Origin of the sequence: Pseudonocardia cypriaca, assembly GCF_006717045.1 — a bacterium.
Lineage (GTDB): Bacteria > Actinomycetota > Actinomycetes > Mycobacteriales > Pseudonocardiaceae > Pseudonocardia > Pseudonocardia cypriaca.
The window spans coordinates 1,320,534-1,333,433 of sequence record NZ_VFPH01000003.1 but is presented as its reverse complement, the minus strand read 5'-3'; the positions used below and the strand labels follow the sequence as shown (position 1 = coordinate 1,333,433).

Annotated in this window: 13 protein-coding genes; 8 read left to right on the top strand and 5 right to left on the bottom strand. The window is 74.3% G+C overall.

Features of this window, described 5'->3' with window-relative positions; genetic code table 11:
- The first annotated feature begins 35 nt into the window (after window positions 1–35).
- A complete protein-coding gene (locus FB388_RS40125) occupies window positions 36–1,205 on the top strand; it encodes a benzoate/H(+) symporter BenE family transporter (protein WP_211362469.1) in 1,170 nt (389 codons plus the stop codon).
- Here the strand turns inward: FB388_RS40125 and FB388_RS37870 are convergent.
- Window positions 1,189–1,743 carry a carboxymuconolactone decarboxylase family protein gene (locus FB388_RS37870; RefSeq protein WP_142107794.1) on the bottom strand — a complete coding sequence of 185 codons (555 nt, stop codon included), beginning with the start codon at window positions 1,741–1,743 and terminating at the stop codon, window positions 1,189–1,191. The two genes, FB388_RS40125 and FB388_RS37870, sit on opposite strands and share 17 nt — an antisense overlap.
- Before the next feature lie 72 nt (window positions 1,744–1,815).
- Here FB388_RS37870 and FB388_RS37865 point away from each other — a divergent pair, with 72 nt between their 5' ends.
- Window positions 1,816–2,289, top strand: a complete 474-nt coding sequence (locus FB388_RS37865; protein WP_142107437.1) for a MarR family winged helix-turn-helix transcriptional regulator — start codon at window positions 1,816–1,818, stop codon at window positions 2,287–2,289.
- Between the two features lie 28 nt (window positions 2,290–2,317).
- Here FB388_RS37865 and FB388_RS37860 read toward each other — a convergent pair whose 3' ends face one another.
- Entirely contained in the window at window positions 2,318–4,348 is a 2,031-nt protein-coding gene (locus FB388_RS37860) for a M3 family metallopeptidase (RefSeq protein WP_142107436.1), read from the bottom strand.
- A gap of 6 nt (window positions 4,349–4,354) precedes the next feature.
- On the opposite strand from FB388_RS37860, the gene FB388_RS37855 reads away from it, so the two are divergent.
- Window positions 4,355–4,774: a nucleotide triphosphate diphosphatase NUDT15 gene (locus FB388_RS37855; RefSeq protein WP_170226011.1), complete on the top strand. Its 420-nt coding sequence runs from the start codon at window positions 4,355–4,357 to the stop codon at window positions 4,772–4,774.
- A 34-nt stretch (window positions 4,775–4,808) separates the two neighbouring features.
- The gene (locus tag FB388_RS37850) at window positions 4,809–5,585 is read left to right on the top strand and encodes an arylamine N-acetyltransferase family protein (protein ID WP_142107434.1); all 777 of its coding nucleotides are present in this window, start codon (window positions 4,809–4,811) and stop codon (window positions 5,583–5,585) included.
- Here the strand turns inward: FB388_RS37850 and mftG are convergent.
- The gene (gene mftG, locus FB388_RS37845; protein WP_246122805.1) at window positions 5,572–6,990 is read right to left on the bottom strand and encodes a mycofactocin dehydrogenase MftG; all 1,419 of its coding nucleotides are present in this window, start codon (window positions 6,988–6,990) and stop codon (window positions 5,572–5,574) included. The genes FB388_RS37850 and mftG overlap by 14 nt on opposite strands.
- A 20-nt stretch (window positions 6,991–7,010) precedes the next feature.
- On the opposite strand from mftG, the gene FB388_RS37840 reads away from it, so the two are divergent.
- Window positions 7,011–8,270, top strand: a complete 1,260-nt coding sequence (locus tag FB388_RS37840) for a M18 family aminopeptidase (protein ID WP_142107433.1) — start codon at window positions 7,011–7,013, stop codon at window positions 8,268–8,270.
- Here FB388_RS37840 and FB388_RS37835 read toward each other — a convergent pair.
- Window positions 8,254–9,135 (bottom strand): NAD(P)-dependent oxidoreductase, encoded by an 882-nt coding sequence (locus tag FB388_RS37835; RefSeq protein ID WP_142107432.1) that lies wholly within the window; start codon window positions 9,133–9,135, stop codon window positions 8,254–8,256. The two genes, FB388_RS37840 and FB388_RS37835, sit on opposite strands and share 17 nt — an antisense overlap.
- 138 nt (window positions 9,136–9,273) lie before the next feature.
- Here FB388_RS37835 and FB388_RS37830 point away from each other — a divergent pair, with 138 nt between their 5' ends.
- Window positions 9,274–9,504, top strand: coding sequence for a hypothetical protein (locus FB388_RS37830; protein WP_142107431.1), 231 nt, complete (start codon window positions 9,274–9,276; stop codon window positions 9,502–9,504).
- A 49-nt stretch (window positions 9,505–9,553) separates the two neighbouring features.
- Window positions 9,554–11,056, top strand: coding sequence for an FAD-dependent oxidoreductase (locus FB388_RS37825; protein ID WP_142107430.1), 1,503 nt, complete (start codon window positions 9,554–9,556; stop codon window positions 11,054–11,056).
- A gap of 6 nt (window positions 11,057–11,062) precedes the next feature.
- On the opposite strand, the gene FB388_RS37820 is transcribed toward FB388_RS37825, so the two are convergent.
- Complete coding sequence (locus FB388_RS37820) at window positions 11,063–12,241, bottom strand: MFS transporter (protein WP_246122803.1); 1,179 nt, start codon at window positions 12,239–12,241, stop codon at window positions 11,063–11,065.
- A gap of 118 nt (window positions 12,242–12,359) precedes the next feature.
- Here FB388_RS37820 and FB388_RS37815 point away from each other — a divergent pair, with 118 nt between their 5' ends.
- Window positions 12,360–12,896 (top strand): AAA family ATPase, encoded by a 537-nt coding sequence (locus tag FB388_RS37815; protein WP_211362468.1) that lies wholly within the window; start codon window positions 12,360–12,362, stop codon window positions 12,894–12,896.
- Window positions 12,897–12,900: the final 4 nt, after the last annotated feature.

Below are 12,900 nucleotides of genomic sequence, written 5' to 3'. Positions count from 1 at the left end.
CGTTCCGTAAACGGAACGACCATGGGAGGGAACAGGTGCGGCTGCAACCCGTGCTCGCCGGTGTCGTGACGGCGCTGGTCGGCTTCTCCAGCGCGTTCGCCGTGGTGCTCACCGGGCTGCGAGCGGCAGGGGCCGACGAGCGGCAGGCGGCGTCCGGCCTGCTCGTGCTGTGCCTGGCCTCCGGCCTGGTCGCGCTCGGGCTGGGGCTGCGCGACCGGATCCCCATCAGCATCGCGTGGTCCACGCCCGGCGCCGCGCTCCTGATCTCGACCGGTCCCCCGGCCGGCGGCTTCGCCGCCGCCATCGGCGCGTTCCTGCTGTGCGGGGTGCTCGTCGTGGTGGCCGGGCTGGTGCCGGCGGTCGGACGGCTGATCGCGCTGATCCCGGTGCCGATCGCGAGCGCGATGCTGGCCGGGGTGCTCGTGGAGCTCTGCCTCGCGCCGGTGCGGGCCCTCGCGGAGGTTCCGTTGCTCGCCGCGCCGGTGATCGCGGTCTGGGCGCTCATCAGCCGGTTCGCCCGGACGTGGGCGGTACCGGCCGCGCTCGTGGTGGCAGCCGTCACGATCGGGCTCACGGGCCCGGGGCTCGGTGGCGTGACGCTCGCGCCCGCCCTCGTGTGGACCACTCCGACGTTCGACCTCGCGACGGTCGTGGGCATCGGGATCCCGCTGTTCCTCGTCACGATGGCGTCGCAGAACGTGCCCGGCGCCGCCGTGCTCGCCCAGTACGGCTACGCCGCGCCGATGCGCCCGATCCTCGCCACCACCGGCCTGGCGACGATCGTCTCCGCCCCGTTCGGCGGACACGCGGTGAACCTCGCGGCGATCAGCGCCGCGCTGGCGGCCGGCCCGGACGCCCACCCGGACCCGCGGCGGCGCTGGCTCGCGTCCGTCACGGCGGGGGTGGCCCTCGCGGTCCTCGGGCTCGGCGCGGGACTCGCCGCGGCCCTGCTCGTGCTGTCACCGCCGGTACTGATCGAGGCGGTGGCCGGGCTCGCACTCCTCGGCGCGCTGGCCGGGGCCCTGTCGTCGGCGGTGTCCGAGCCGGACCGGCGCGAGGCCGCCGCCATCACGTTCGTGGTGACGGCGGCCGGCGTCGGGTTCCTCGGCATCGGAGCCGCGTTCTGGGGCCTGCTCGCCGGGACGGGAGTGAGCCTCCTGCACCGGCGACGCACGCCCGCCGAGCCGGTCACCTCCCCCCGCTGACGGGTTCGAGGTGCCGGGCGAACGGCTCGTCGAGCGGCGCGCTCGTGAGCCGGTTCGCGAACGTCGACATCGTGTAGGCACCGATCCCGAGCACCACTTCCAGCGCATTGCGGAGCGTGTAGCCGTGGCCGAGGAAGGACTGCACGGAGTCGTCGGGCACGTCGCCCGTGGTGGCGAGCACCTCGAGGACGAACGCTCGCAGCGCCTCGAGCCGGGGGTCGGTGAGCGGCTCCCCCGCCTGCAACGCTGCGACCAGCGCTTCGTCGGCATCCAGCCCTCGCAGCTTGCCGGTGTGCATGGCGACGCAGAGGTGGCAGCCGTTGCGGACGGCGATCGTCATGATCAGGACTTCCCGCGCCACCGGATCGAGGGTCGACGCCTCGAACGTCTTGCTGAGGCGCAGGAACCCGTCGAGCAGCTCGGGTGACTCGGCGAGCCGGGCCACTGCGCCCGGCACGAACCCGAACTGCTTCTCGACGGCGCCCATCGTGCGGCGGGCGGCCTGCGGCGCGGTCTCGATGGTGTGGGCGGGGAACATCTGGGACATCGGCATCTCCTAGACTCGACAACGTGGTTGACCAAACCGTAAACCAGGTTGTCGAATCTGTCCATGGGTGATCACGGGGACGAGCCGGGCTGGATGCTCCCGCTGCTGCTCTTCGGCGGTTTCCGGACGCTGGTCGACCGCCTGCACGCCGAGCTCGCGCAGCAGGGCCACCCCGACGTGCGGCCGGCGTACGGCTTCGCCATGCAGGCGATCGGCCGGGACGGCGCGACGGCCAGCGAGCTGGGCAGGCGCCTGGGCGTGTCCAAGCAGGCGGCCGGCAAGACCGTCGACCGGCTCGTCGAGCTGGGCTACGCCGAGCGCAGCGCGGACGCCGCCGACGCCCGGCGCAAGCTGGTGCGGCTCACCCCGCGCGGCTACGACGTCCTGGCCCGCTCGGCCGCCGTGTTCGAGCAGCTGCGCGCCGAATGGGTCGAGCAGCTGGGCGTCGACGGGGTGCGCGCCGTGGAGGCGAACCTGAGGGCGGTCGTGCCGGCCACGGCCGTCCGGCTGGACGCGGCGAGCTGGTTCGGCCCGTGATCCCGGTGCGGCGAGGCCGCAACAGCTGTCAGCCCGTCAGGCCCCGACGCGTCAGGAGCGGGGCGAGCTCCGGGTCGCGGCCGCGGAAGGCGCGGTAGGCCTCCATCGGGTCCACCGCGCCGCCGCGGGAGAGCAGCTCGCGGCGGAACGCGTCGCCGTTCTCCCGGCGCAGGCCACCGTTCTCGGCGAACCACTCGACGGTGTCGGCGTCGAGCACCTCGCTCCAGATGTAGGAGTAGTACGCCGCGCTGTAGCCGCTCATCATGTGGTTGAAGTACGTGGTGCGGTAGCGCGGCGGTGCCGTCGGCTCGACGACGCCCGCCGCCGCGAGCGCGTCCGCCTCGAACCGCTCCACGTCGGTGACCGCGTCGTCGGGGCCCAGCCGGTGCCACGCCTGGTCCAGCAGCGCCGCGGCGAGGTACTCCGTGGTGGCGAAGCCTTCGCCGAAGCGCCGCGCCGCCGCGAGCCGCTCGACCAGCTCCGCCGGCATCGGCTCGCCGGTCCCGTGGTGGCGCGCGTAGCTCGCGAGGATCTCCGGGTCCTCCAGCCACATCTCGTTGACCTGCGACGGGAACTCCACGAAGTCGCGCGGCACGGACGTGCCGGAGAAGGTGGGGTACCGCACGTCGGAGAAGAGGCCGTGCAGGGCGTGGCCGAACTCGTGGAACAGGGTGCGGACGTTGTCGACGGTGAGGAGGGTGGGCTCGCCGTCGGCGGGCTTGGCGATGTTCAGCGTGTTGAGCACCACGGGCTTCGTGCCCAGCAGGTGCGACTGGGGCACGAACGAGTTCATCCACGCGCCGCCGCGCTTGGAGTCGCGGGCGTAGAAGTCGGCGACGAACAGGCCCAGCTGCCCGCTGGGGTCGAACACGTCGAAGACCCGGACGTCGGGGTGGTAGCGGGGCAGGTCGTGGCGCTCGGCGAAGCGCAACCCGTACAGCCGGCCTGCGGCGTGGAAGACGCCGTCGTGGAGCACGCGCTCCAGCTCGAAGTACGGGCGCAGTGCGTCGGCGTCGATGTCGAAGCGCTCCCGGCGCACGCGTTCGGCGTAGAAGGCGCGGTCCCAGGCCTCGATCAGGAAGCCGGCGGCCTCGGACAGCTCCGCGGCCTCCGCTCGCGCGTTCGCGACGGCGACCGGCGCCAGCTTGCCGAGCATCGCGTCGATCGCCTCGACGGTGCCGGCCGTGGCGTCCTCGGCGATCCAGGACGCGTGGTGGGGGTGGCCGAGCAGGCGCGCCCGCTCGGCGCGCAGCGCCATCGTCCGCAGCACGATGTCCCGCGTGTCGTGCTCCCCACCGAGTCCCCGCTCGATCGACGCCCGGTGCAGCCGCTCCCGCAGCGCCCGGTCGGTGAGGGATGCGAGCGCGGGCTGCTCGGTCGGCAGCACGAGCGTCAGCAGGTACCGGCCGGGGTGACCGCGATCGGCGGCGGCACGCGCAGCGGCGGAGACGGCGCTCGGGGGCAGCCCGTCGAGCTGCGCCACGTCCTCGACGAGGACGGCCGCGGCGTTCGCCCCGGCCAGCAGGCGCCTGCCGAACTCCGTCGACAGCGCGGAGAGCCCGGCGTTCAGCTCCTTGAGCCGCTCCTGCTCGGCGGGCGCGAGCCGGGCGCCGGCCCGCACGGCGTCGCGGTACCGCCGCTCCAGCAGACGAAGCGACTCGGCGTCGAGGCCGAGGTCGTGCCGGGCTGCGAACAGCGCCTCGACGCGGGTGAAGAGCACCGGGTCGAGCGTGATCGCGTCGGCGTGCGCGGCGAGCCGTGGGGCCACGTCGGCCTCGATCTCGCGGAGCCCAGGCGTGCTGCACGAACCCACCAGCGTGAAGAACACGGTCGACACGCGTCGCAGGGTGGCGCCGGACCGTTCGAGGGCGACGATCGTGTTCTCGAACGTAGCCGGGCCCGGGTCGGCGGTGATCGCGTCGACCTCCGCTCGTTGCTCGGCCATGCCCGCTGTGAACGCGGGGATGAAGTGCTCCTCGCGGATCGCGTCGAAGTCGGGGAACCCGAACGGCAGCGGGCTGGGGGCGAGGAACGGGTTGCCGGTCACCCGCGCGAGCATAGGTCCGTGACGCGGGTGCAGGTCGGGGTCGGAGCCGTGGTCAGCGAGGGCGGGCGGATCCTCGTGATGCGCCGGGCGGGTGCCCACGGCGCTGGTAGGTGGGGGTTGCCGGGCGGGCACCAGGAGTTCGGCGAGTCGCCGGAACGCACCGCCGTGCGCGAGACCCTCGAGGAGACCGGGCTCGTCGTTCGTCCCACGGTCCGGCTGGGGTTCACCGACGACCCGATGCCCGACATCGGGCGGCACTACGTGACGCTGTTCATCGCCTGCGAGCGGCTCGACGGCGAGCCGGAGCTGCGCGAGCCCGAGAAGGCCACGGCGCTCGCCTGGCTCACCCCCCATGAGCTGCGCGCCCGTCGCACGGAGCTGTTCGACCCGCTCGCTCGCTGCCTCGACGCGGGTTTTCTGGACGCGAAACCGGCTTGACCTGAACCCGGGTTGAGGCCGGAAGCTGCCTCGCATGGACGTCGCCGCCTACCTCGCGCGGATCGGGGCCCCCCGCCCGGCCGCTCCCACCAGCGCCTCGCTCGCCGCTCTGCAGCGAGCGCACGTGCAGTCCGTTCCGTTCGAGGACTACGACATCCACACCGGTGTCACGATCTCCCTCGAGCCGGACGTGCTCGAACGCAAGATCGTCCAGCGGCACCGCGGCGGCTACTGCTACGAGCTGAACGGGCTGTTCGGCGCGCTGCTGCGGGAGCTGGGCTTCGCGGTCACGCTGGTGGCGGCGTTCTCACTGGACGACAACGGCACCCGCGGTCCGGACGTCGACCACCTGCGGCTCCTCGTGGACGCCGTCGACGGCAACTGGGTCGTCGACGTCGGCAACGGCGCGCGGTGGCCACAGCCGGTGCCGCGGCGGCCCGGCGTGCACGGCCGCGTGCAGGTGTACCGCGACGGCGACGTCTGGTGGACCACGGAACGCCGCGGCGACGGCAGTTGGGAGCGGGGCTGGGCCTGGACCCCGCAGCCGCGGCAGCTCGCCGACTTCGCCGAGCGCAACCGCTACCAGCAGTACGACCCGTCCTCGGACTTCGTCGGCAGGCGGGTGGCCGCGCTCGCGACGCCGACGGGCCGGATCTCCCTGGTGAACGGGGTCTTCGCGGAGCTCGCCAACGGCGTGCGGACCGAGCGGGAGGTCTCGGCCGCCGAGGAGTGGGCGCTGCTCGCCGACCGTTTCGGGATCGTGCTCGACCGCCCGTGGGCCGAGCGGGTCCCCGTGCTCACCAGCTGCTGACCGTGAGCTGGGCGGCCTTCTCGCCTACGGCGACAGCGGTGGCCGCCGTCCCCCGCCGCGGAGCGATCGGGAGCACCGACGTGTCGGCCACCCGCAACCCCTCGATCCCGTGGACCCGCAGCTGCGGGTCCACCACCGGCCCGATCGCGGCGCTCCCGGACAGGTGCACGGCGGTGGCGAGGTGGGCGCCGATCCAGGCGTCGAGCTCGCGGTCGCTGCCCAGGACGTCGCCGCCGGGGGCGGTGCGCGTGCCGACGCCCGCGCGGAGCAGGTCGGCGGCCGTGCGGATGGCGTGGCGCAGGAGCCGGCGGTCGTGCTCGGTGCGCAGGTAGCGGTAGTCGATCCGGGGCCGGGCGCGCGGGTCCGGCGAGGTGGGGGTGATCGTGCCGCGGCTCTCGGGGCTCGTCACCATGCACATCAGGTGCAGCTCACCGGCGGGCGCGAAGGGCCGGACGAACGCGAGCACCTCGACGTCGCCTCCCGGGTCGGCGCCCGCGTCCCAGTCGAGCGCGGCCTGGCTGCCCGGGGTGTGCGGGTGGGCGGGCGGGTCGGCGGTGGTGAATGGCACGAACACCACGGGGTGGTCGGTGAAGCCCTGCCCCACCGGCAGGTCGCGCACGACCGGCACGCCGGCGCTGCGCAGCACGTCGGCAGGCCCGATCCCGGACAGCATCAGCAGGTGCGGGGTGGCGACGGCGCCCGCGGCGAGCATGACCTCCCCCGCCTCGACCACGGTGCCGTCGAGCAGGGCGACACCGCGGGCCCGGTCGCGGTCGAGGAGCACCCGAGCCGCCGGGGCGTCGGCGCGCACGGTCAGGTTCGGGTGGCCTGCGAGGTAGGCAGCGGCTGCGCTGGTGCGCAACCCGTCCCCTGCGTTGCTCGGCACCAGCCCGGCCCCTGGTGGGCCGCCTGCGTTCTTGTCGGGTTCCAGCGGGTGGCCGAGCCGCTGCGCAGCCCCGAGGAACCGCTCGGCCACGGGGTGGAGCAACGGGCCGGCAGGGCGCCGGACGGGCACCGGGCCGCTGTCGCCGTGACCGGGCGCAGCCGGGTGGTCGAGGTCGTGTTCGGAGCGGACGAAGTGCGGCAGGAGGTCGGCCCACGCCCACCCGGGCACGCCCCACCCCGCGGCGTCGGCGGGCGTCGCCCGCACCCAGTTGGCCCCGTTGATCGCGCTCGACCCACCGACGACGCGCCCGCGCGGCACGCTGACGGTGTGACCCGGGCGCAGCTCGGCCGCGTAGGACCAGTTCAGCGGGTGCCCCGGCCGGGCTCCGTCGAGCCAGTCCGGCGCCGCCGCGACCGGGCCGGCCTCGAGCAGCAGCACCCGTCGCCCCGCATCCTCGGCGAGCCGGCCCGCGAGGGCGCAGCCCGCCGAACCGGCGCCCACCACGACCACGTCGTACACATCAGGGAGGATGCCTCGCGATGACCGATCTCGCGCAGGATCTCGCCGCGTTCCTCACCGCGGCGCCCACCCCGTACCACGCAGTCGCCGAGGGCGTGCGCCGGCTGAGCGCCGCCGGCTTCACCGAGCAGCCGGAGTCCGGGCCGTGGGAGGACGGCCCCGGCGGCCGCTACCTGGTGCGCGACGGCACGCTGCTGGCCTGGTTCGTGCCGGAGGCCGCCCCTCCCGGCACGCCCTTGCGGGTCTTCGCCGCGCACACCGACTCGCCCACGCTCAAGGTCAAGCCGCGGCCCGACACCGGCGCGGCCGGGTGGCGGCAGGTCGCCGTCGAGGTCTACGGCGGGGCGCTGTGGAACTCCTGGCTCGACCGCGACCTCGGCCTCGCGGGACGCCTCGCCCTCTACGACGGCTCGGTCGTGCTCGTCGACGTGCGCAGGCCGCTGCTGCGGGTGCCGCAGCTGGCGATCCACCTGGACCGCCAGGTGAACCAGGGCCTCAAACTCGACCCGCAGGAGCACCTGCTGCCCGTCTGGGGGCTGGGCTCACCGGCCGAGGGGGATCTGATCGAGTTCCTCGCCGCGGAGGCGGGGGTCGACCCGGCCGAGGTGGCCGCGCACGACCTCGTGGTGCACGAGCTCACCCCGCCGGCCCGGCTGGGCGAGCACGAGGAGCTCCTGGTCGGGCCGCGGCTGGACAACCTCGCGTCCGTGCACTCCGGCCTGGGCGCCCTGCTCGCCGCCGCCGACGACGCGGCGGGGGTGATCCCCGTGTTCGTCGGCTTCGACCACGAGGAGATCGGCAGCGCCTCCGCGACCGGCGCGGCCGGTCCGCTGCTGGAGACCGTGCTCACCCGGCTCGCGGGCGGGTTCGACGCCCGCGGCGCGGCGTTCGCCGCGTCCCGCTGCCTCTCGGTGGACGTCACCCACGCCGTCCACCCGAACTACCTGGGCCACCACGACCCGAACCACCGCTCGGTGCCGAACGACGGCCCGGCCCTGAAGGTCAACGCCAACCAGCGCTACGCCACCGACGCACCCGGCGCGGCCGCGTGGCACCGGGCGTGCCGGGACTCCGGCACGCCCACGCAGGTGTTCGTCAGCAAGAACACGGTGCCGTGCGGCAGCACGGTCGGGCCGATCCTGTCCACGCGGCTGGGCATCCGCACCGTCGACGTCGGCATCCCGGTGCTCTCGATGCACTCCGCGCGCGAGCTGTGCGGGGTGCAGGACCCGGCCCACCTCGCCGCGGCGGCCACCGCTTTCCTCACCGACCCGATCTGATCCCCTCGAAGATCCGCGCGAAGCTCGCGGCGCCGTGGCCATCGGCGAGCTGGCGGGCGAGCAGCTCCTGCAGCGGCGCCACGAGGTCGACGGCGACGCCCTCGTCCCGGCTGGCCCGGACGATCGTGTCGAGGGCCGCCTTGTTGAACGCGATGGTCTGCTCGCCCGTGGTGGTGTAGTCGCGCGCGTCGATGGCCGGGGCGTTGTGCGCGAAGCCCCCGGTCATGGCGGTGGCCCACGCCGCGGCCTGCTCGGCGAACTCGCCCGCCGAGAGCCCGGCGCTACCCACGAGCGCGGCACCGTGGAAGAAGCCCGCGAACATCCCGTACATCGCCGACAGGAGCGCCAGGTCGTAGAGCGAGGCGAGCCCGGCGTCCTCCCCGAAGAACTCCGCCGTGCCGAGCAGCTCCAGGCCGGGGCGGTAGCGCTCGAACGCATCCTTCGAGCCGCTGTAGAGGAAGCGGGCGCCCTCCTCCCCGATCATCGGCGGGATCGCCATCATGCCGCTGTCGACGTACTCGATGCCGTGTCCGGCCGCCCACTCCGCCATCTCGCGGGCCTGCCGCGGGGTGCCGGTGGTGAAGTGGACCAGGGTGCGCCCGGCGAGATCGCCCGCGACCGGCTCGACGATCTCGCGGGCGGCGGCGTAGTCGAGCACGCACACGAGGACGAGCGGGCTCGCCGCGACCGCCTCGGCGACGCTGCCTGCTCGGACCGCACCCTGCGCGACCAGCGGCTCGGCCCGGCCCGGCGTGCGGTTCCAGACGGTGGTCGGATGCCCACCCCTGAGCAGGACCTCGGCGATCCGGGAGCCCATGGCGCCGAGGCCGATCACGGTGACGGACGGGTGGTCGTGCTGGGACATGGAGTTCCTTCCGGTCGTCGTCTTCGAACGACCTCACGGTGCCGCCGCGCGCTGATGTTCCACGCACGGCTCTCGCACGGCGGGAGGATGTGGCCTTACCGTGGTGCGAATGTCCCCGGAGCCCCCGAGGAGGTCGGCGTGAGCGAGGAGCTCTCCCTCACCAACGGCCGCGACGTCTACTGGTTCGTCGGCGGCCCGCTCGACGGTCGCGTCGACACCCGCGAGCCCTCCGACCCGGCTCCGGACACCGTGCGCTACGTGCACCTGCACGAGGGCCCGAAGATCGTGCACCACTACGACCTGCACGAGGTGGCCGGCCACGGCGGCGAGTACCGGCTGCGCCACCCGGACCCCGACGACGCGGGTTGACCTCCCCGATCGCCGGGTAAGACCGGGACCCGACCTCCCGGAGGGTTACGTGCCACCCACCACCACCGCCGCCCAGTCGCTGTGGCTCGCCGCGCAGTCCAGCACCACCTACCCGCCGCCGTCGGACGAGCGCGCGTTCGACGTCCTCGTGCTCGGCGGCGGGATCACCGGCCTGACCACCGCGTTGCTGCTCAAGCGGCGCGGTGTGCGGGTGGCAGTGGTAGAGGCCGGGCGCGTCGGCGCCGGCGTCAGCGGGAACAACACGGCCAAGGTCACCGCCCTGCAGTCCACGGTGCTGACGTCGATCGGCGGCACCCGCGGTTCGGACGTCGCCGACGAGTACGCCGTGCGGAGCCTGGCCGCGGTGGAGCTGGTGGCCGAGCTGGCCGCGGCCGAGGGCATCGAGTGCGACCTGCAACGTCGCGAGGCGCTCACCGTCGCCGTGCGGGACAGCGAGCTGAGCGACGTCGAGCGGGAGTACGAGGCGGCCCGCAGGGCCGGCCTCCCCGTCGACATGACGTCGTCGGTGGACCTCCCGTACCCGGTGGCGGGGGCGGTCCGGCTGCGCGACCAGATCGAGTTCCACCCGGTGAAGTACGTGTCCGGGCTCGCCGCCGCCGTCGACGGCGACGGCTGCCGCGTCTTCGAGGACACCCGGGCGGTGAGCGTCAGCGAAGGCAGCCCGGTGCAGGTCGAGACCACCCGCGGGGTGCTGACCGGCGACCGCGTGGTCGTCGCCACCCACTACCCGGTCTGGGACCGGGGGATCTACTTCGCGCGGATGGAGGCGAGCCGCTCCTACTGCGTTGCGGCGCGGGTGCGTGGCGAGCCCGCCCGCGGGATGTCGATCACGACCGGCGCCGAGACCTGGTCCTACCGCTCTGCGGGTGACCTGATGATCGTGCTCGGGAAGAGCCACGCCGCCGGTGCGCGCGGCGTCGACGGCTCCCGCTACGCCGCCGTCGAGGAGCACCTGCGCAAGCACTGGGACGTGGAGCAGGTGACCCACCGCTGGTCGGCCCAGGACCCGACGCCGTACGACCACACCCCGATGATCGGCACCTACCTGCCGAAGAACACCCGCATGTACGTGGCGTCCGGCTTCTCGAAGTGGGGGCTCTCCGGAGGCACGATGGCCGCGGCGATCCTGTCCGAGCAGCTCACCGGTGGCCCGGGCACCGACGCGTTCAGCCCGCACCGCGTCTCCCTCCGCGGTTTGCCGGAGCTGGCACGGCTGAACGCGAAGGTGGGCGTGGACCTCGTCGCCGACCGGCTGATGCCGGGGCAGATCTCCTCCGCGGCGGACCTCGCACCCGGATCGGCGGGGGTGGTGCGCACGGGGACCGAGCGCACCGGCGTGTACCGCGACCCCGACGGCGGGCTGCACGCCGTCTCGATGCGGTGCACGCACCTGGGCTGCCTCGTCCGGTTCAACGCCGCCGAGACGAGCTGGGACTGCCCGTGCCACGGCTCCCGGTTCGACGTCGACGGGGAGGTCCTGGAAGGGCCGGCGGTGCGGCCGCTGCCCCGCCGCACTCCACCGGGTGAGTGACAGACGTCACGCATCTCGGCGGGCCCGGGCGCCCTCCTCGCTACGGCGGGTGGCGGCAATACCGGGGGCGCCGCTACCCGCCACCCCGCGGCGCAGCAGCACCGGTAGCGCCACCGCGATCAGCAAGCCGCCCACGGCGAGCAACGCGGCCCCGCCCGTCGCCCATGCGGCGTAGACCGCGAACGTCGCGAGCTGGGTGCCCAGCGCGGCCACGGACGTGACGGTGGCGCGCGTGGCGCTCGGGATCCGCTCCTGCAGCCGCGCGTCGACGACCACGAGCGCCGCCCGGTAGCCGCAGTAGAAGGCGGCGACGGCGACCAGGCCCGCCGGATGCCCCCCGATCCCGGCCGCGCCGAGCAGCACCATCGCCGCCGCGAGCACGGTCCCAAGTGCCCACGCGGGCAGCCGGCCGGCCGCTCCCCCGAGCACCGCGCCCGCCGTCCCGCCGATGACGATCACCACGGTCGCGAGCGGGATCGTCGCTGCCGGGATCCCCCAGTCCGCCAGAAGGAGCGGGAAGTACTCCTCGACCGCGTCGTAGGCCCCGAGCACGGCAGCGGCCAGCAGCACCGGCCGCACGCCGGGGGTACGGGCCGCGGCGACGACGCCGGTGCGCAGCGTCGTGAAGTAGCCGGTCCCGTCGGCCGCGTCGCCGCGGGGCGGTTCCGGCAGCGTCACGGCCACGCCTGCGGCGACCAGGCAGGTGCCCACGCTCACCCAGCCGACCAGCGGGAAGCCGCCTGCGACGAAGAGCCACATCGCCGCGAATGCCGCCGGGAGCTGGGCCACCAGCTCCATCGCCGCGACCCAGCCCGCGACGCGCGCGTAGTGCTCCGCCGCCCCGACCGCGTCCAGCCCGTCGTAGAGCAGCGCCTCCTTCGCACCGGAGTCCAGCGACCCGCCCAACCCCCAGAGCACGAAGCCGAGCGCGAACCCGGCGAAGCCGGGAAGCAGCATCCACACCGCGAACCCGGCGGCCTGCAGCACCCCGGCCGCCGCAAGGCACGACCGCCGGGAGAACCGGTCGGCGAACGCACCCGTCGGTACCTCGGCGAGCACCGCGACCGCCGACCAGATCGCGAACAGCGCGGAGACCTCCGCGACGGACAGCCCGGTGGCCGTGAACAACAGGGCGTACAGCGAGTACAGCGGGACGACGTCGGCGAGCAGCGCCCACGCCACCACGCGGCGGGCGAGCGGGCGCGCTGGAGGCGGCAGAGTGCGTCAACCGGGCACGCCGTGAGGCTAGCCACATCCGACGCCTGGTCCCGCCGATTTTCGTTCCCTGGCAAGATCGGCGAACGTGCTCACCTCCTCGGTGCACCTCGTCACGGGCATCCAGGCGGCTGGCAAGTCGACGGTCGCGCAGGCGCTCGCCGAGCGGCTGCCCGGCCGGACCGTGCACGTCCACGGCGACCAGTTCCGCCGCTGGGTCGTGGGCGGCCGGGCCGAGATGACGCCCGACGCAGGCCCGGAAGCCCTCCGCCAGCTGCGCCTCCGGCACTTGCTCACCGCCCGTACCTGCGACACCTACGCCGATGCCGGCTTCACGGTGGTGGCCCAGGACGTCGTGCTCGGCGAGGAGCTGCCGCGGATGGTCGAGGCGATCCGCACGCGTCCGCTGCACGTGGTCGTCCTCGCCCCGCGTGCGGACGCCGTGGCGGCGCGGGAGGCGCAGCGCGGGAAGCGGGCGTACGGCCCGTGGACGGTGGAGGCGCTCGACCGGTCACTGCGTGCCGAGACGCCCCGCATCGGGCTGTGGCTCGACACGTCCGATCTGTCCGTCACCGAGACCGTCGACGAGATCGTGCGCCGGGCCGACGAGTCGCGGGTGGCCTGAGGAG